Origin of the sequence: Pseudomonas sp. ADPe (assembly GCF_014843515.1) — a bacterium.
GTDB classification, from domain to species: Bacteria; Pseudomonadota; Gammaproteobacteria; order Pseudomonadales; family Pseudomonadaceae; genus Pseudomonas; species Pseudomonas citronellolis.
This window is the reverse complement of sequence record NZ_CP062122.1, coordinates 4090718-4109326: the sequence shown is the minus strand read 5'-3', so window position 1 is coordinate 4109326 and position 18609 is coordinate 4090718. Positions and strand designations below refer to the sequence as shown.

Genomic DNA, 18609 nt, shown 5'->3' with positions numbered 1-18609 from the left:
GATCCTCCCAATCAGGGGCGATCCGCAAGGTCACCGCGACCCAGCCATGGTGACCCTGTGCCGAATCTGCCGCCCGTTCCCCCTGTCGAAATCCGCCCGTCGCCCTGCCCGGGGCTGCTGCGCGTGGTCGCTTCCGGCGATGGCGGCATCTGCCGCATCAAGCTGCCCGGCGGGCACCTCGACGCCAGTGGCGCCAGGGCCATCGCCCGCGCCGCCGAACGCCATGCCGACGGCGTGCTGGAGGCGACCAACCGCGCCAACCTGCAGATCCGCGGCGTGCACGAAGGCGCCGGCGCGGCGCTGTCCGCCGAGCTGCTGCGGGCCGGGCTGGGCCCGCGCATCGCCGCCGCCGACGACGTGCGCAACCTGCTGCTCAGCCCCGCCGCCGGCCTCGACCCGGCCCAGGCCCTGGACGTCGCGCCGCTGGCCGCCACGCTGCTCGACCTGCTGCAGGACGAGCCGCGCTTCCACGGCCTGTCGCCCAAGTTCGCCCTGCAACTGGATGGCGGCGAATCCCTGGCGATGCTCGAACACCCCCACGACATCTGGCTGTCGGCCATGGACGCCGGGCGCTTCGCCTTCGGCCTGGCCGGCTGCCCACCGCTGCGCGCGCAGGACAGACCCGCGCTCGCCGCCGTCGCCAGCGAACAGCTGCCGGCCCTGGTCGAGGCGTTGCTGAACCTGTTCCTCGACCTGGCCGGCGAAGGCGTCTCGCGCATGCGCCAGTTGCTGGCAAGCCTTCCCGCCGAAGACCTGCTGGCGCGCCTCGACCTGCCGCTGCAACAGGACGTGGCCGACTGGCGCCGCGCCGCCGTCGAGCCCTTCGCCCACCTGGGCATCCGCCCACAGCGCCAGGGCGGCCTGTGCAGCGTCGGCGCAGGCTTCGTCCTCGGCCGGCTGCACAGCGAACTGCTGCGCGAGCTGGCCGACCTCGCCGAGCGCGAAGGCGACGGCAGCCTGCGCCTGACGCCCTGGCAGGGCCTGCTGCTGCCCAATGTACCGGCTGCGCGCGCCAGCGCCGTGATCGCCGCACTCGACAGCCTGGGCCTGATCACCTCGGCCGAACAGCCGCTGTCCCGGCTAGTGGCCTGCAGCGGCTCGGCCGGCTGCGCCCGCGGCCTGGCCGACACCAAGGCCGACGCCCTGCGCCTGGCCGAACGCCTGGGCGCGCCGCTGCCCGCCGGCGTGCACCTGTGCGGCTGCCCGCGCTCCTGCGCCGCCGCCCACGTGGCGCCGCTGACCCTGCTGGCCGTCGCCGACGGCCGCTACGACCTCTACCGCCGCGCCCCCGGCCACGCCGGCTTCGGCCAGCCGCTAGCGCGCGACCTGACCCTCGACGCCGCAGCCGACCGGCTGCGCGATCCCGGAGCCCTACCCGATGCTTGACTACATCCGCGACGGCCAGGCGATCTACCGCCAATCCTTCGCCACCATCCGCGCCGAGGCCGACCTCTCGGCCATTCCTGCCGACCTGGAAAAGCTCGCCGTGCGGGTGATCCACGCCTGCGGCATGGTCGACGTGGTGCAGGACCTGCGCTTCTCCCCCGGTGCCGGCGCCATCGGCCGCGCGGCCCTGGCGGCGGGCGCGCCGATCCTCTGCGACGCGCGCATGGTCGCCGAGGGCATCACCCGCGCACGCCTGCCGGCGGCCAACGAGGTGATCTGCACGCTCAACGAAGCGGACGTCCCGGCCCTGGCCCGCGAGCTGGGCAACACCCGCTCGGCGGTGGCCCTGGAGCACTGGCGCGAACACCTGGAAGGCAGCGTGGTGGTGATCGGCAACGCCCCCACCGCGCTGTTCTACCTGCTGGAAATGCTCGACGCCGGCGCGCCGAAGCCGGCGCTGATCCTCGGCTTCCCGGTGGGCTTCGTCGGCGCCGCCGAATCCAAGGACCTGCTCGCCGCCGACAGCCGCGGCGTGCCCTACGTCATCGTCCGCGGCCGCCGCGGCGGCAGCGCCATGGCCGCCGCCGCGGTGAACGCCCTGGCCACGGAGGTGGAATGATGACTGGCCGCCTGCTCGGCCTGGGCGTCGGCCCCGGCGACCCCGAACTGATCACCCTCAAGGCCCTGCGCCTGCTGCAAGCCGCGCCCGTGGTCGCCTACTTCGTGGCCAAGGCCAAGCACCACGCCGGCCATGGCGGCAACGCCTTCGGCATCATCGAGCAGCACCTGGGGGCGAGCCAGCAGCGCCTGCCCCTGGTGTACCCGGTGACCACCGAGAAGCTGGAGCCGCCGCTGACCTACGAGGGCGTCATCAGCGACTTCTACGACACCGCCGCCGAACAGGTCGCCGGCCACCTGGAAGCCGGCCGCGACGTCGCGGTGATCTGCGAGGGCGACCCGTTCTTCTACGGCTCCTACATGTACCTGCACGACCGCCTGGCCGAGCGCTACCCGGCCGAAGTGGTGCCCGGCGTGTGCTCCATGCTGGGCAGCGCGGCGGTGCTCGGCGTGCCGCTGGTGTACCGCAACCAGAGCCTCTCGGTGCTCTCCGGCGTGCTGCCGGAGGACGAGCTGAAGCAGCGCCTGGCGGCCGCCGATGCGGCGGTGGTGATGAAGCTCGGGCGCAACTTCGACAAGGTCCGCCGCGTGCTCCGTGAACTGGGCCGCGACGGCGGCGCGCACTACGTGGAGCGGGCGACCATGCGCGAGCAGCGCATCGTGCCGCTGGACGAGGTGGACCCGATGGCCTCGCCCTACTTCTCCATGGTGGTGATCCCCGGGCAGAGGTGGCGCGGTTGATGAACGCCTCCCCCGCCATCGTCATCCTCGGCGCCAGCGCCCTGGCCACCGCCCGGCGCGTGCAGGCGCTTTATCCACAGGCGCGTATCCACGGCCTGCAGGGCCGCGTCGACGGCGCCGAAGAAAGCTACCAGGACTTCGGCGACAGCCTGCGCGCGCTCTATCGCAGCGGTACGCCGATCATCGCCCTGTGCGCCGCCGGCATCGTCATCCGCAGCCTGGCCCCGGCGCTGCAGGAAAAGGGCGCGGAGCCGCCGGTGCTGGCCGTGGCCGAGGACGGCAGCGCGGTGGTGCCGCTGCTCGGCGGCCTGGCCGGGGTCAACCGCCTGGCCCGGGAGATCGCCGCCGCGCTGGAAGTGGCGCCGGCCATCACCACCAGCGGCGAGCTGCGCTTCGGCACCTGCCTGCTGGAACCGCCGCCAGGCTACGCCCTGGCCGACATCGAGCAGGGCAAGCGCTTCGTCGCCGACCTGCTGGGCGGCGAAAGCCTGCGCATCGACGGCGACGCGCCCTGGCTGGCCGCAGCGCGCCTGCCGCTGGCCGAGGATGCCCGGCGCAGCGTGCGGGTGACCTGCGAGGCCCGCCCGGCGCAACGCGACGAACTGCTGATCCACCCGCGCCAGGTGCTGGCGGAAGTCGCCGCGCCTGTGGACGACCTCGCCGAGCGGGTCCGCCAGGCCTTGCGCGCATCCGGGCTGGCGGAGGCTGCCCTGGCCGCCCTGCTCGCTCCGCGCCGGTACATGGCCGATGCGAGCCTGGCCGAGGCCGCCAAGGCACTCGACGTGCCGCTGCGCTTCATCGATGAGCAAGCCTTGCCGGCGGCGCAGGATGGCATCCACCTGCGCCTCGCCGACTCCCCCGAACAGGCCGCCGGCATCGGCCGCCCACGCGGGCGCCTGAGCGTGATCGGCCTCGGCCCCGGCGCCGCCGAACACATGACTCCGGCAGTGCGCCGCGCCCTGGACGAGGCCCAGGACCTGCTGGGCTACGAGACCTACGTGAAGATGGCCGAACCGCTGCGCGCGGACCAGGTGCGCCACTGCAGCGACAACCGCGAAGAGATGCAGCGCGCCCGCCACGCCTTCGAACTGGCCGCCAGCGGCCGGCGGGTGGTGGTGGTGTCGTCCGGCGACCCAGGCGTGTTCGCCATGGCCGCGGCGGTGGTCGAGGCGCTGCATGAAAGCAGCGACGCCGACTGGCACAACGTCGAACTGGAAGTGCTGCCCGGCGTCTCCGCCGCCCTGGCCGCCGCGGCCAAGGCCGGCGCGCCGCTGGGCCACGACTTCTGCCTGATCTCGCTGTCGGACAACCTCAAGCCCTGGGAAGTCATCGAAAAGCGCCTCGACCACGCCGGCGCCGCCGACCTGGCCATGGCCTTCTACAACCCCATCTCCAGGGCCCGCCCCTGGCAGCTGGGCCGCGCCCTGGAGATCGTCCGCCAACACCGCGCGCCGCAGACCCTGGTGGTGCTCGGCCGCGACATCGGCCGCCCGGCCGAGGCGCTGCGCACGCTCACCCTCGGCGAGTTGCGGCCGGAGATGGTGGACATGCGCACCCTGGTGATCATCGGCTCGTCGCTGACCCGCCGCTTCCCCCGCGCCGGCGGTGGTGATTGGGTGTATACGCCGCGGTGGTATCGCTGAGGCAGGCCAGGCGGCGGATAACCGCGAACGGTTATTCGCCCTACGTCCCTGGAAGTTCGGCGCCCGCTTGCAAATGGCCAGTGCGTTGATGAAAATGCGACGAATTATCATTCTTCATCTTTCCCGGCGCCCATGGCCTCCTCCACCCTCGACATCGACCAGCTGTACAGCGACCACCACGGCTGGCTGCACGGTTGGCTGCGCAGCCGCCTGGGCAATGCCGCGGATGCCGCCGACCTGGCCCAGGACACCTTCCTGCGCGTGCTGCTCAAGCAGGAGCTGCTGGAGCTGCGCACCCCGCGCGCCTTCCTGCGCACCATCGCCCGCGGCCTGGTGATCGACCACTGGCGCCGCGAGGAACTGGAGCGCGCCTACCTGGAGTCCATCGCCCACCTGCCGGAGGCGGAAACGCCCTCGGCGGAAACCCGCGAAATGCTCCTGGAACTGCTGGAAAGCATCGCCCGCCTGCTCGACGGCCTGAAGCCCAAGGTACGCAGCGCCTTCCTCCTGGCCCAGTGCGAGGGCCTGCCCCACGCGCAGGTCGCCGAACGGCTCGGGGTTTCCGTGCGCTCGGTGGAGCGCTACGTGGCCGAGGCGCTGTTCCACTGCTACCAGGCGCGCTACGCCGAATGAACGCCAGCGCCGAACTGCAACCCGACGCCCGGGTGGTCAAGCAGGCCATCCAATGGATGCTGCGCCTCTCCGGCGGCGCCGACCCGGCCGCGCAGGAAGCCTGCGCCCGCTGGCGCGCCCAGCGCGCCGAGCACGAACTGGCCTGGCAACGCGTGCAGTCGCTGAACCAGGAACTGCGCAGCGGCCTGCAGAGCGTACCGGGCAGCCGCGTGGCCCTGGAAACCCTGGAGAAAGGCAGCCAGCGCCTGCAACGCCGCCAGGCCCTGAAACTGCTCTCGGTGGTCGCCCTGGGCGGCTCCGCCCTGTGGCTGAGCCGCGACCTCGGCCCCTGGCAGCGCTGGAGCGCCGACTACGCCAGCAGCATCGGCGAACGCAAGCGCTTCGTCCTGGCCGACGGCAGCAGACTGCAACTGAACACCGACACCGCCGTCGACGTCTTCTTCGCCCCGCAGCAGCGCCTGCTGGTCCTGCAGCGCGGCGAAATCCTCGTCAGCACCGCCAGGGACCCCGCCCGGCCGCTGCGCGTGCGCAACCGCGACGGCCTGTTCGAAGCCCTGGGCACCCGCTTCGTGCTGCGCCAGAACGCGAGCGACACCCTGCTCAGCGTGCAGCAGGGCGCCGTGGCCATCGCCCCGCGCCGCCTCGGCCAGACCAGCACACTGGCCGAGGCCGGCCAGCGCTACCTGGTCGACGCCAACGGCGCCGCCCCGCTGGCCGCCAGCGGCATGGACAGCGGCGCCTGGGCCGACGGCCTGATCGTCAGCCGCGACATGCGCCTGGCCGACTTCCTCGCCGAGGTCGCCCGCTACCGCCACGGCCACCTCGGCTGCGACCCGCTGGTGGCCGACCTGCGCCTGTCCGGCGTGTTCCGCCTGGACGACACCGACAAGCTGCTCGACCTGCTGCCGCGCACCCTGCCAGTACGCGTCATGCGTCGCAGCGATTGGTGGGTGACCGTCGAAGCCCGCACCTGAACCGGACTCCCCTGTACCTGTAGGAGCGAGCTTGCTCGCGAATGGAGTTTCCCGGTCATGCCGGTGCCAGGCATGAGAGCGCCCTCTCCCTAACCCTCTCCCTGAAGGGAGAGGGGACCGTTGGGCAGGGCTGGGTGTTCTGGCGTTAGCCGGCAGCACCGAAGGTTTCCGGCTGAAACCATTCCTCCTCTCGGCACGGACTAGCCCCCTCTCCCTTCAGGGAGAGGGCTGGGGAGAGGGGACGGAGTCAAACCAAAACATCTAAGCCACCTAGAAACTCCATTCGCGAGCAAGCTCGCGCCTACGAAGAGCCGCCTGGGTACCATTTTTTCGCGGATGAGAATTATTTTTGTCGGGTTTTCCCCACTGGCCCGGCATGGAGATAAACCCTCCCATTTCCCGCCCTGACGGATACCTCCCCATGCGCGCAGTCCCGGCCCGATCTCCCTCCCCGAACGCCCCCGCCAGCCGCCTCGCCATCGCCGTGCGCGGCGCCCTGCTGTGCGCCGCCCTGGGCAGCGCCCTGCCCCTGACGGCCTGGGCCGCCGACGCCGCCAGCATCACTCGCAGCCGCGCCTACGCCATCCCCGCCGGGCCCCTGGGCGAGGTGCTCAACAGCTTCGCCCGCGAAGCCGGCATCACCCTCTCGGCCACCCCGCAGCAGACCGCCGGGCTGCAGTCCGAAGGGCTCAACGGCACCTACTCGGTGGACCAGGGCCTGGCCCGCCTGCTCGCCGACACCCCGCTGCAGGCCGAGGACCAGGGCGACGGCAGCTACGTGCTGCGCAGCGTCGCGCCCCAGGACGCCCTGGCCATGCCGGCCACCAGCGTGTTCGCCCTGGGCAACGCGCTGGGCAGCGAGGACGGCTACCTGGCCACCCACAGCCAGATCGCCACCAAGACCTCCAAGGCCCTGCTGGAAACCAGCCAGAGCGTCTCGGTGGTGACCCGCGAGCAGATCCAGGACCAGGGCTCGAAGACCGTGCAGCAGGCGATCCGCTACACCCCCGGCATCTTCACCGGCCAGGTCGGCGCCTCCAACCGCTACGACTACATCGTCATGCGCGGCTTCGCCGACAACAGCGTGGACAACATCTACCTGGACGGCCTCAAGGCCATGGGCGACAGCGGTACCTTCAGCTCGATGCAGGTCGACCCGTACTTCCTCGAGCGCATCGACGTGCTCAAGGGCCCGTCCTCGGTGCTCTATGGCCGCAGCCTGCCCGGCGGCCTGGTGGCGCTGACCAGCAAGAAACCGCTGTACGAGGACTACCACCAGGTCACCGCCAGCGTCGGCAACATGCAGCAGCGCGAGCTGGGCTTCGACTTCAGCGGCCCGCTGGACGAGGAGAAACGCATCGCCTACCGCGTGGTCGGCCTGGGCAAGGGCGCCGACACCCAGTTCGACCACACCAAGGAAGAGCGCTACGCCATCGCCCCGAGCCTGGCCATCGACTTCAGCGACGACACCACCCTGACCCTCCAGGGCTACCTGCAGCACGACCCCAACGGCGGCTACCACAGCGGCGTGCCGGCCGACGGCGCGCTGTACCATCACAACGGCCGCAAGATCGACCGCGACTTCTTCGACGGCGAGCCCAGCGTCGACGACTTCGACCGCACCCAGCGCATGTTCGGCTACCAGTTGGAGCACCGCATCGACGACGTCTGGTCGGCGCGGCAGAACTTCCGCTACCTGGAGTCCGACGTAAGCCTGGCGCAAGTCTATGGCTACGGCTGGACCGCCCCGGACAGCAACGAGCTGATGCGCTACTTCTCCGGCGCCCGCGAGCGCCTGGAGGCCTACATCATCGACAACATGGCCCAGGCCGAATTCGCCACCGGCGCGGCGCAGCACACCCTGCTGATGGGCCTGGACTACCAGCGCCGGCACACCTCGGTGGACTGGTCCTCCGGCTCGGTGGCGCCCATCGACGCCTTCGACCCGGTCTACGGCAACGCCGCCATCAGCTACTACCCCGACGACAACCACACCCGCCGCCTGGAACAGACCGGCGTCTACGCCCAGGACCTGATCGACCTGGACAACTGGCGCTTCTCCCTGGGCATGCGCCAGGACTGGGTGACGGTGGAAGACAAGAACCGCAGCAGCGGCAGCAAGGCCGACGACGACTGGAAGAAATTCACCGGCCGCGCCGGCGTGCTCTACCTGTTCGACAACGGCATAGCGCCCTACGTCAGCTACTCCGAGTCGTTCAACCCCAACGCCTACTCCGACCAGAACGGCACCCCGCTGGAACCCACCGAAGGCAAGCAGTGGGAGCTTGGCCTGAAGTACCAGCCGCCGGGCAGCGCCAGCCTGTACACCGCCTCGCTGTTCCACATCACCCAGGAAAACGTGGCCACCAAGGAGCCGCAGGACAACTTCTACACCTCGGTCGGCGAGATCCGCTCCCAGGGCCTGGAACTGGAAGCGCACATCCAGGCGACCAAGAACCTCAAGCTGCTGGGCAGCTACACCTACACCGACATCACCTACAGCAAGGCGCTGGACGGCAACCAGGGCCACACCCCGAACCAGGCGCCCAAGCACATGGCCTCGGTGTGGGCCGACTACGCCTTCGACGCAGGCCCCCTGGACGGCCTGAGCATCGGCGGCGGCGCCCGCTACGTCGGCGAAACCTGGGCGGACAAGGAAAACACCCTGCGCGTGCCCGACTACACCCTGGTCGACGCGCGCATCGGCTACGACCTTGGCAAGCTCGGCATGAAGGGCCTGGACGTCAGCCTCAACGCCAACAACCTGCTGGACAAGGACTACGTGGCCTCCTGCTACAACCTCGACTACTGCTACTTCGGCGAGAAACGCAACGTCACCGCCACGGTCAACTACCAGTTCTGAGCCCAAGCCGCCCGCACCGCGGGCGGCCCCTCACCCCAGCCCTCTTCCGCCCGCCGCATTCCCTCCCCAGGACCGGACGCGCGGGAGAGGGCTGGGGTGAGGGCGCCATTCCCTCGTAGGAGCGAGCTTGCTCGCGAACGGGCCTCGCTGCGGAGGCTGTTCGCGAGCAAGCTCGCTCCTACAAAGTCCCCCTCTCCTTCCCGCCGCGCGCCCTTGGTGGCGCACTGATAGGCAGCAGCATCAACCGCCCGGCGCGCTGGCTGTTCGACACCTTCCGCCTGGACGTGCAGGGCCGCTACCAGCAGTTCAACCTCGATGCCGGCTACTGGTTCCAGGACCGCAACAAGCGCGCGGTGGACCGCGCCTACCTCGGTTACCGCTTCGACGAGCGTTCCGACCTGCAGGTCGGCGCGCCGGCCAGGCCCTTCGGCCTGCTGCCCTACCCGCAGTTCGGCTGGAGCTACCACATCCCGTTCTTCCTCGGCTTCGGCGTGAATACCGGTACCGGTCTGAAGTACGGCTACAAGGACAACGACTGGGACTTCCAGGCCGCCTACTACCCGCGCATGCTGCCGTCGAGCATCCGCTACGCCCCGGAAGTCGGGCGCTACGCGGACCTCAAGGACAACGCCATCCCGGCGCTGCACGGCCGCCAGGACAACGAGAAGCGCGACCAGGTCAACCTGCGCCTGGCGCGCAGCTTCCAGGCCGGCGACTGGAACAACGAGCTGGGCGCGTCCCTGGCCGCCTCGCGGCTGTACAACGCCACCACCGACGACAACGGCAGCTTCTGGGCGGCCGGCGCCCACGGGGTGTTCAAGAACGGCCCCTGGACGATCTCGAGCCAGGCGATCCGCTACGAATACGACCCGAAGAACCCCGGCGGCGTCAGCGACGATTCCGTGCTCATGGGCGGCAACGGCCTGACCCCGGCCTTCATGGTCGCGGCCAAGGGCAGCATCGGCGGGCTCAACGTCGGCTACGACCTCGCCACGCCCTGGCTGGGGCCGGTGAAGAAGGTGAAGCTGTACAACGACTACAGCCGGCTGTGGAAGGACAAGAGCGGCTGGGACGACTCGCAGATGTACACCGCCGGCATCCAGTTCTTCGCCCTGCCGGTGATGGCCTGGCTGGACTTCACCTGGGCGCGCAACGCCAACCCCTGGGGCGGCGCGGAGAACGGCACGGGCTGGACCTCGACCACCTCCTCGGGCAGCAACGACTGGTACTTCCGCACCAACCTGAACATCGGCTACTACTTCTGAGCCGGGCGGCGGGGCCAGGCCGGCGCCTGGCCCCGCGGGCCGCTCAGAACCGCTCCGCGTCCTGCGCGTGGCGCTGCACCTCTTCCCGCTCCAGGCTCTCGCGGTAGGCGTGGGCCTCCTGCTCGCTGTAGAACACGCCGACCAGCAGGCCCTGCTGGTGCACGTCCCAGCAGCGCCGGCCGAGGGCACGGAATTCGCGGGATTTATGGTCTTCGTCGCGCTCAGTGACAACTACGCTCATGGGTTCTTCTCCGTTGTTTGACTTGCATCAAGGCGGAGTCAGAATCACTTAATTAGCCAGCTAACGAAATAGCCGAGTCAGCAAAGGTTTTTTGCGAAAAACGTGGGGAACGCGAGGCAATTGCCGTGCCCACCGCGCCGGGGCGCTTTTCGTAGGATGGGTTGAGCCTGCGAAACCCATGCGGCGATGGCGATGGGTATCGCTTCGCTCAACGCCATCCTACGAGGTGTCGATAGCCGGACGATCCGGCGCGGATCGCGGATGAGATCCGCTCCTACGCTGCCCAACCCACGCCATTCCCATGTAGGAGCGCGCCCTGCGCGCGAAATCGCGGGCAGGGCCCGCTCCTACAATTTGCTGTGAGGCATGGAGTTTCCTCGTAGGAGCGGACCTTGTCCGCGATAGCCGGACGTCCCGGCGCGATTCGCGGATGAGATCCGCTCCTACGCTGCCCAACCCGCGCCATTCCCATGTAGGAGCGCGCCCTGCGCGCGAAATCGCGGGCAGGGCCCGCTCCTACAGGTTGCCGGCAGGCACGGTATGCCTCCCCCGTAGGAGCGGACCTTGTCCGCGATAGCCGGACGCCCCGGCGCGGATCGCGGGCCGGGCCGGGCCGGCGAGACAGCCGACGCTCTGCAGGCATGAAAAAACCCGGCATCCCCTGGGGGAATGCCGGGCTTTTTCGGACCTGTCCGACGCTTAGAACGGAATGTCGTCGTCGAAGCTGTCGTAGTCGGCGGCCGGTTGTGGAGCCGGGGCGGCCTGTTGTTGCGGCGCCGGGCGCGGGGCCTGTTGCGGGCGCTGCTGGGGTTCGCGCGGCGCGCGCGGGGCGTCGTCGCCACCGGCGCCCGGACGGCCGCCGAGCAGTTGCATGTTGCCGTTGATGTCTACCACGATCTCGGTGGTGTAGCGGTCCTGACCGTCCTGGCCCTGCCACTTGCGGGTGCGCAGGCTGCCTTCGACGTAGATCTGCGAGCCCTTGCGCACGTACTCGGCGACGATTTCCGCCAGGCGGCCGAAGAACACCACGCGGTGCCATTCGGTACGTTCCTGCTGCTGGCCGGTCTGCTTGTCCTTCCAGCTCTCGCTGGTGGCCAGGGTGACGTTGGTCACCGCGTTGCCGTTGGGCAGGTAGCGGGTTTCCGGATCGCCACCGACGTTACCAACCAGAATGACTTTGTTAACCCCACGGGCCATGACGCTCTCCTAAAGGCTTCAGCACGTCGCCGGCTCGATGCCTGCCAGGCGTTCGAGGGACGTGCGATCCACTTGTTGGGAATCTACTTTGACATAAGCGGCGGCCTCTTCGGCGACCACCATCACATCGCTCACACCGGGCAATGCCTTGAAACGCTCGGCCAACGAGGCATCGCCCAGCGCCTCGTCGGACAGGGGCAGGCGGATGCTCGTTACATACGGCGGTTCGCGCATGGTAACAGCAATCGCCAACCATATGGCAGCCAGCACGGCGCAGCCGATGAACACCCCGTCCAACCCGCCGTGCTGGAACATCCAGCCGCCGAGGATGCCGCCCACGGCGGCGCCGAGGAACTGGCTGGTGGAGTACACGCCCATCGCCGTGCCCTTGCCGCCGGCCGGCGAGACCTTGCTCACCAGAGACGGCAGCGAGGCTTCCAGCAGGTTGAACGCGGTGAAGTAGACGACGATGCCGAACAGCAGTTCCTTCAGGCTGTATCCGAATTCCCAGAAGAACAGCTCGCAGAGCATCAGGGTGGCCACCGCGCCGGCCAGCACGCGCTTCATCTGGCGCTTCTTCTCGGCGTAGATGATGAACGGCACCATGCCGAAGAAGCCCACCAGCAGCGCGGTCAGGTAGACCCACCAGTGTTCTTCCTTGGGCAGCCCGGCGCGCTCCACCAGGGCCAGCGGCAAGGCCACGAAGCTGGCCATGAGGATCGCGTGCAGCACCAGGATGCCGGCGTCCAGGCGCAGCAGCTCGGCGTTCTTCAGGGTCGGCAGCAGCGCCTGGCCGGCGACGCTGGACTCGCGGTGCTGCAGGCGGTGGTCCGGGGTCGGCACGAAGAACAGGATCATCAGCAGGCCGACCAGGGCCATGCCGGCGGTGAACCAGAACAGCCCGTGCAGGCCGAACAGGTGCGTCAGCACCGGGCCGGCGACCATGGCCACGGCGAAGGACACGCCGATGCTCATGCCGATGGTGGCCATGGCCTTGGTGCGGTGCTGCTCGCGGGTCAGGTCCGAGAGCATCGCCATCACCGCCGCGGAGATCGCCCCGGCGCCCTGGATCACCCGCCCGGCGATCACGCCCCAGATGCTGTCGGCGTTGGCCGCCACGGCCGCGCCGAGGGCGAACACCAGCAGCCCGACGACGATGATCGGCCGGCGGCCGATGCGGTCGGACAGGGTGCCCAGGGGAATCTGCAGGATGGCCTGGGTCAGGCCGTAGGCGCCGATGGCCAGGCCGATCAGCGCCGGGGTCGCGCCGGCCAGGTCCTGGCCGTAGGTGGCCAGGACCGGCAGGACCATGAACATGCCGAGCATGCGGAACGCGAAGACCAGGGAAAGGCCGACGGCCGCGCGGGTTTCGGTGCCACTCATGCGCTCAGTGTGGGTGTCGTGCATAAGTCCCTCAGGGGAATGACTGGAGCGGGCTGTGCTTCTTGCCCCCGCAATGGCGTGCCCATCCGTTCCCGGATGGCCGGCTGCCGCCGACGCCGAAAAATAGCCGGGCATTCTAGCAGCCCAGCCGCCCGGAGGCACAGACGCGCCACTTTGCCGCGTACTGCCGGGGAAACGTATACTCAACGGTTTTCGCCCGCCATGCGAGGCCGCTGTGGACAAGATCCTCATCCGTGGGGCACGTACCCACAACCTGAAGAACATCGACCTGACCCTGCCGCGCGACAAGCTGATCGTGATCACCGGCCTGTCCGGCTCCGGCAAGTCGTCCCTGGCCTTCGACACGCTCTACGCCGAAGGCCAGCGCCGTTACGTGGAATCCCTGTCGGCCTACGCCCGGCAGTTCCTCTCGATGATGGAAAAACCCGACGTCGACACCATCGAGGGCCTGTCGCCGGCGATTTCCATCGAGCAGAAGTCCACCTCGCACAACCCGCGCTCCACCGTGGGCACCATCACCGAGATCTACGACTACCTGCGCCTGCTCTACGCCCGCGTCGGCATCCCGCGCTGCCCGGACCACGACATCCCGCTGGAGGCGCAGACCGTCAGCCAGATGGTCGACCAGGTGCTGGCGCTGCCCGAAGGCCGCCGGCTGATGCTGCTGGCCCCGGTGATCCGCGAGCGCAAGGGCGAGCACCTGGCGGTGTTCGACGAGATGCGTGCCCAGGGCTTCGTCCGCGCGCGGGTCGACGGCAAGCTCTACGAGCTGGACGAGCTGCCCAAGCTGGACAAGAAGCAGAAGCACTCCATCGACGTGGTGGTGGACCGCTTCAAGGTCCGCGGCGACCTGCAGCAGCGCCTGGCGGAATCCTTCGAGACGGCCATCAACCTGGCCGACGGCATCGCCCTGGTCGCCCCCCTTCCCGACGAAGACGACAAAAAGCAGGGCGAAGAAGGCGAGGAGATGATCTTCTCCGCACGCTTCGCCTGCCCGGTGTGCGGCCACTCCATCAGCGAGCTGGAACCCAAGCTGTTCTCCTTCAACAACCCCGCCGGCGCCTGCCCCACCTGCGACGGCCTGGGCGTGAAGCAGTTCTTCGACGCGCGCCGGGTGGTCAACGGCGAACTGACCCTGGCCGAGGGCGCCATCCGCGGCTGGGACAGGCGCAACGTCTATTACTTCCAGATGCTCGGCTCGCTGGCCGCGCATTTCGGCTTCAGCCTGGAGGTGCCCTTCCAGGAACTCTCGCCCGAGCACCAGAAGTTCATCCTCGGCGGCTCGGGGCGCGAGAACGTCGAGTTCCGCTACCTCAACGACCGCGGCGACATCGTCAAGCGCGCGCACCCCTTCGAGGGCATCCTGCCGAATCTGGAGCGCCGCTACCGCGAGACCGAGTCCATGACCGTGCGCGAGGAGCTGGCCAAGTTCCTCAGCACCCAGCCCTGCCCGGACTGCCACGGCACCCGCCTGCGCCGCGAGGCGCGCCACGTATGGGTGGGCGACAAGACGCTGCCGGCGGTCACCGCGATGCCGGTGGGCGAGGCCAGCGAATACGCCGCCGGCCTGACCCTGACCGGCCGCCGCGGCGAGATCGCGGCGAAGATCCTCAAGGAAATCCGCGAGCGCCTGCAGTTCCTGGTCAACGTCGGCCTCGACTACCTGACCCTCGACCGCAGCGCCGACACCCTGTCCGGCGGCGAGGCCCAGCGCATCCGCCTGGCCAGCCAGATCGGCGCCGGCCTGGTGGGGGTGATGTACATCCTCGACGAGCCCTCCATCGGCCTGCACCAGCGCGACAACGAACGCCTGCTGGCCACCCTCACCCACCTGCGCAACCTGGGCAACACGGTGATAGTGGTGGAGCACGACGAGGACGCCATCCGCCTCGCCGACTATGTGGTGGACATCGGCCCCGGCGCCGGCGTGCATGGCGGGCAGATCGTCGCCGAAGGCACGCCCGAGCAGGTCATGAGCCACCCGGACTCGGTCACCGGCAAGTACCTCTCCGGCCGCCAGAAGATCGTGGTGCCGGCGCAGCGCACGCCGCGCAACAAGAAGCAACTGCTCAAGCTCAAGGGCGCGCGCGGCAACAACCTGCGCAACGTCAACCTGGAGCTTCCGGTCGGCCTGTTCACCTGCGTCACCGGCGTGTCCGGCTCGGGCAAGTCGACGCTGATCAACAACACCCTGTTCCCGATCACCGCCACCGCGCTGAACGGCGCCACCAGCCTGGAAGTCGCGCCCTACGACTCCTTCGACGGCCTGCAGCACCTGGACAAGGTGGTGGACATCGACCAGAGCCCGATCGGCCGCACGCCGCGCTCCAACCCGGCGACCTACACCGGCCTGTTCACCCCGATCCGCGAGCTGTTCGCCGGCGTGCCGGAAGCCCGCTCCCGCGGCTACGGCCCGGGGCGCTTCTCGTTCAACGTCAAGGGCGGCCGTTGCGAAGCCTGCCAGGGCGACGGCGTGATCAAGGTGGAGATGCACTTCCTGCCGGATATCTACGTGCCCTGCGACGTCTGCAAGGGCAAGCGCTACAACCGCGAGACGCTGGAGATCCGCTACAAGGGCAAGAGCATCACCGAGGTGCTGGACATGACCATCGAAGACGCCCGCGCGTTCTTCGACGCCGTGCCGGCCATCGCCCGCAAGCTGCAGACACTGATCGACGTGGGCCTGTCGTACATCAAGCTGGGGCAGAGCGCGACCACCCTGTCCGGCGGCGAGGCGCAGCGGGTGAAGCTGTCCCGCGAGCTGTCCAAGCGCGACACCGGCAAGACCCTGTACATCCTCGACGAACCGACCACCGGCCTGCACTTCGCGGACATCCAGCAACTGCTCGACGTACTGCACCGCCTGCGCGACCACGGCAACACGGTGGTGGTGATCGAGCACAACCTGGACGTGATCAAGACCGCCGACTGGCTGGTCGACCTCGGCCCCGAGGGCGGCTCCAAGGGCGGCCAGATCATCGCCAGCGGCACGCCGGAGCAGGTGGCGGAGATGGAGGCCTCGCACACCGGGCGCTTCCTCAAGCCACTGCTGGAACGCGATCGGGCCTGACTGCTGAAAGAGGCTGTCCGTGCCCCCGGGCGTCCGGGGGCCAGTGAGTCCACATGGCAATGTCATAGCCTGGGCGGCGTAGGAGCGAGCGTAGCTTTTCGTAGGATGGCGTTGAGCGAAGCGATACCCATCACCGATGGCCGCATGGGTTTCGCAAGCTCAACCCATCCTACGAAAAGCACCTCGAAGCAGCCGGCAACCCACATGAAAATGCCGCTTCCCCGTAAAAGGGAAACGGCATTTTCTTTCAAGTGGCCACTGCTACCGCCAAAGCGGCGCCTTTTCTTCCCAGCCCAAGAACATCAGGCCAGATCGAAGCGGTCCAGGTTCATCACCTTGGTCCAGGCGGCGACGAAGTCCTTCACGAACTTCTCCTTGGCATCGCTGCTGGCGTAGACCTCGGCCAGCGCCCGCAGCACCGAGTGCGAACCGAAGATCAGGTCGGCACGGGTAGCGGTCCACTTCAGCTCGCCGCCCTTGCGGGCCCGGCCCTCGAAGACCTCCGCGGAGCCGTCCACCGGCGCCCAGACGGTCCCCATGTCCAGCAGGTTGACGAAGAAGTCGTTGCTGAGCACGCCAGGCCGGTCGGTGAACACGCCATGGGCGCTACCGTCGTAGTTGGCCCCCAGCATACGCAGGCCGCCGACGAGCACGGTCATTTCCGGAGCGGTCAGGGTCAGCAACTGGGCCTTGTCGACCAGCAGTGCCTCGGTGGACGCGCCGGGATTGGCGCTCTTGTAGTTGCGGAAGCCATCGGCGATGGGTTCGAGCACCTCGAAGGACTCGACGTCGGTCTGGTCCTGGCGGGCATCCGCGCGGCCCGGAGCGAAGGGCACCTCGATGTTCACGCCGGCAGCCTTGGCGGCCTGCTCGACGCCCACGTTGCCGGCCAGCACGATCACGTCGGCCAGCGAGGCCTTGCCGGAGAACCGCTGGATCTCGTCGAGCTTGGCCAATACCTTGGCGAGCTGCTGCGGGTTGTTGACCTCCCAGTCCTTCTGCGGCGCCAGGCGAATGCGCGCGCCATTGGCGCCGCCGCGCTTGTCGCCACCGCGGAAGGTGGAGGCCGAGGCCCAGGCGGTAGACACCAGCTCGGCGATCGACAGGCCGGACTCGGCGATCTTCGCCTTCAGGTCGGCGATGTCCGCGGCGCTCGGGTTGTGCGTGGCCGGCGGCAGCGGGTCCTGCCAGATCAGGTCTTCCTTCGGCACTTCCGGGCCGAGGTAGCGGGCCTTCGGCCCCATGTCGCGGTGGGTCAGCTTGAACCAGGCGCGGGCGAACGCATCGGCGAAGGCCTGCGGGTCATCGAGGAAGCGCTTGGAGATTTTCCCGAATTCCGGATCGAAGCGCAGCGTCAGGTCGGTGGTGAGCATGGTGGGCTTGCGCTTCTTCGACGGATCGAAGGGATCGGGGATGATCTCCGGCGCATCCTTGGCGACCCACTGGATGGCCCCGGCGGGCGAGCGGGTCTGTTCCCATTCGTACTTGAACAGGTTCTCGAAGAAGAAGTTGCTCCACTGGGTGGGCGTTTGCGTCCATACCACCTCGATGCCGGAGGTGATGGCGTCGGCGCCGACGCCGGAGCCATAGCTGCTGGCCCAGCCCAGGCCCTGCTGCTCGAGGGGGGCGTCTTCCGGGGGAGCGCCGACGTGGTCCGCCGAGCCGGCACCGTGGGTCTTGCCGAGGGTGTGGCCACCGGCGATCAGGGCGACGATCTCTTCGTCGTTCATCGCCATGTTGCCGAAGGTCGCACGGATGGCGGGCGCGGCCGACAACGGATCACCGCTGGCATTGGGGCCTTCGGGGTTCACATAGATCAGGCCCATCTCGGTGGCCGCCAGGGGGTTCTTGGCCAGGGCCTCGGGGTCGCGGTGGACGAGCCAGGTCTTCTCGTCGCCCCAGTTGACGTCGTTGTCCGGCTCCCATACGTCTTCGCGGCCGGCGCCGAAGCCGAAGGTGCGGAAGCCCATGGTTTCCAGAGCCACGTTGCCGGCGAGCACCATCAGGTCGCCCCAGGAGATCTTCTGGCCGTATTTCTGCTTGATCGGCCACAGCAGGCGCCGCGCCTTGTCCAGGCTGACGTTGTCCGGCCAGGAGTTCAGCGGGGCGAAGCGCTGTTGGGCGCGGCCCACGCCGCCGCGGCCGTCGGCGATACGGTAGGTCCCGGCGGCGTGCCAGGCCATGCGGATCATCAGGCCACCGTAGTGGCCCCAGTCGGCCGGCCACCATTCCTGGGAGTCGGTCATCATGTGCTTCAGGTCGGCCTTCAGGGCCGAGTAGTCGAGTTTCTTGAACTCGTCGCGGTAGTTGAACTTCTCACCCAACGGGTTGGATCTTTCCGAATGCTGGTTCAGTAGGTCCAACTTCAGTTGATTCGGCCACCAGTCCTCGTTGGTAGTACCGCCACCAGCAACATAATGGAACGGGCATTTCGATTCATTCGACATTGCTTTCTCCTTTGTCCTCATCGGGTCGGTCTGGTCGACAGCTGCCGACGGTGGATTAAGACTAGTACCGCTCCGCTGGGGGGACCAATTTATGAAAAGCAACGGCACGATAGTTTTTGTCTCTTAG

12 protein-coding genes and 1 pseudogene are annotated in these 18609 nt (G+C 68.7%); 9 read left to right on the top strand and 4 right to left on the bottom strand.

What is annotated here, in order from left to right; all coding sequences use genetic code 11:
* Positions 1–57: 57 nt before the first annotated feature.
* The 8 genes and pseudogenes from cobG to IG194_RS18595 all read left to right on the top strand — a co-directional run.
* A complete protein-coding gene (gene cobG, locus IG194_RS18630; protein WP_058488432.1) occupies positions 58–1386 on the top strand; it encodes a precorrin-3B synthase in 1329 nt (442 codons plus the stop codon).
* Positions 1379–2005 (top strand): precorrin-8X methylmutase, encoded by a 627-nt coding sequence (locus tag IG194_RS18625; protein ID WP_009617200.1) that lies wholly within the window; start codon positions 1379–1381, stop codon positions 2003–2005. The genes cobG and IG194_RS18625 overlap by 8 nt, the downstream gene beginning before the upstream one ends.
* Positions 2002–2745, top strand: coding sequence for a precorrin-2 C(20)-methyltransferase (locus IG194_RS18620; RefSeq protein WP_167361003.1), 744 nt, complete (start codon positions 2002–2004; stop codon positions 2743–2745). Before IG194_RS18625 ends, IG194_RS18620 begins: the two co-directional genes overlap by 4 nt.
* Entirely contained in the window at positions 2745–4388 is a 1644-nt protein-coding gene (gene cobJ, locus IG194_RS18615) for a precorrin-3B C(17)-methyltransferase (RefSeq protein WP_058488430.1), read from the top strand. Before IG194_RS18620 ends, cobJ begins: the two co-directional genes overlap by 1 nt.
* Before the next feature lie 132 nt (positions 4389–4520).
* On the top strand, positions 4521–5021 hold the full coding sequence (locus IG194_RS18610) for a sigma-70 family RNA polymerase sigma factor (protein ID WP_058071839.1): 501 nt from the start codon (positions 4521–4523) through the stop codon (positions 5019–5021).
* Positions 5018–5995 carry a FecR domain-containing protein gene (locus IG194_RS18605; protein WP_058488429.1) on the top strand — a complete coding sequence of 326 codons (978 nt, stop codon included), beginning with the start codon at positions 5018–5020 and terminating at the stop codon, positions 5993–5995. Before IG194_RS18610 ends, IG194_RS18605 begins: the two co-directional genes overlap by 4 nt.
* A gap of 421 nt (positions 5996–6416) precedes the next feature.
* Positions 6417–8858, top strand: coding sequence for a TonB-dependent siderophore receptor (locus IG194_RS18600; protein ID WP_058488428.1), 2442 nt, complete (start codon positions 6417–6419; stop codon positions 8856–8858).
* A gap of 254 nt (positions 8859–9112) precedes the next feature.
* Positions 9113–10123 (top strand): annotated as a pseudogene (locus IG194_RS18595) (hypothetical protein); the annotation flags it as partial.
* A gap of 43 nt (positions 10124–10166) precedes the next feature.
* Here the strand turns inward: IG194_RS18595 and IG194_RS18590 are convergent.
* The 3 genes from IG194_RS18590 to IG194_RS18580 all read right to left on the bottom strand — a co-directional run bounded on the left by IG194_RS18590 (position 10167) and on the right by IG194_RS18580 (position 12968).
* Entirely contained in the window at positions 10167–10364 is a 198-nt protein-coding gene (locus IG194_RS18590; RefSeq protein ID WP_009617189.1) for a hypothetical protein, read from the bottom strand.
* A gap of 699 nt (positions 10365–11063) precedes the next feature.
* Positions 11064–11561 carry a single-stranded DNA-binding protein gene (gene ssb / locus IG194_RS18585; RefSeq protein WP_009617188.1) on the bottom strand — a complete coding sequence of 166 codons (498 nt, stop codon included), beginning with the start codon at positions 11559–11561 and terminating at the stop codon, positions 11064–11066.
* A gap of 18 nt (positions 11562–11579) precedes the next feature.
* Positions 11580–12968, bottom strand: a complete 1389-nt coding sequence (locus IG194_RS18580; protein ID WP_058488427.1) for an MFS transporter — start codon at positions 12966–12968, stop codon at positions 11580–11582.
* 211 nt (positions 12969–13179) lie between these two features.
* Here IG194_RS18580 and uvrA point away from each other — a divergent pair, with 211 nt between their 5' ends.
* On the top strand, positions 13180–16035 hold the full coding sequence (gene uvrA, locus IG194_RS18575; protein ID WP_009617186.1) for an excinuclease ABC subunit UvrA: 2856 nt from the start codon (positions 13180–13182) through the stop codon (positions 16033–16035).
* Positions 16036–16337: 302 nt separating this feature from the next.
* On the opposite strand, the gene katG is transcribed toward uvrA, so the two are convergent.
* Positions 16338–18482, bottom strand: a complete 2145-nt coding sequence (katG, locus tag IG194_RS18570) for a catalase/peroxidase HPI (RefSeq protein ID WP_176707155.1) — start codon at positions 18480–18482, stop codon at positions 16338–16340.
* Positions 18483–18609: the final 127 nt, after the last annotated feature.

Excerpts from the sequence above, each read along its gene's own strand:
- IG194_RS18620 (WP_167361003.1), top strand. The coding sequence starts at position 2,002 with ATGATGACTGGCCGCCTGCTCGGCCTGGGCGTCGGCCCCGGCGACCCC.
- IG194_RS18600 (WP_058488428.1), top strand. The coding sequence starts at position 6,417 with ATGCGCGCAGTCCCGGCCCGATCTCCCTCCCCGAACGCCCCCGCCAGC.
- cobJ (WP_058488430.1), top strand. The coding sequence starts at position 2,745 with ATGAACGCCTCCCCCGCCATCGTCATCCTCGGCGCCAGCGCCCTGGCC.
- katG (WP_176707155.1), bottom strand. The coding sequence starts at position 18,482 with ATGTCGAATGAATCGAAATGCCCGTTCCATTATGTTGCTGGTGGCGGT.
- IG194_RS18590 (WP_009617189.1), bottom strand. The coding sequence starts at position 10,364 with ATGAGCGTAGTTGTCACTGAGCGCGACGAAGACCATAAATCCCGCGAA.
- IG194_RS18605 (WP_058488429.1), top strand. The coding sequence starts at position 5,018 with ATGAACGCCAGCGCCGAACTGCAACCCGACGCCCGGGTGGTCAAGCAG.
- IG194_RS18625 (WP_009617200.1), top strand. The coding sequence starts at position 1,379 with ATGCTTGACTACATCCGCGACGGCCAGGCGATCTACCGCCAATCCTTC.
- ssb (WP_009617188.1), bottom strand. The coding sequence starts at position 11,561 with ATGGCCCGTGGGGTTAACAAAGTCATTCTGGTTGGTAACGTCGGTGGC.
- IG194_RS18580 (WP_058488427.1), bottom strand. The coding sequence starts at position 12,968 with ATGCACGACACCCACACTGAGCGCATGAGTGGCACCGAAACCCGCGCG.
- IG194_RS18610 (WP_058071839.1), top strand. The coding sequence starts at position 4,521 with ATGGCCTCCTCCACCCTCGACATCGACCAGCTGTACAGCGACCACCAC.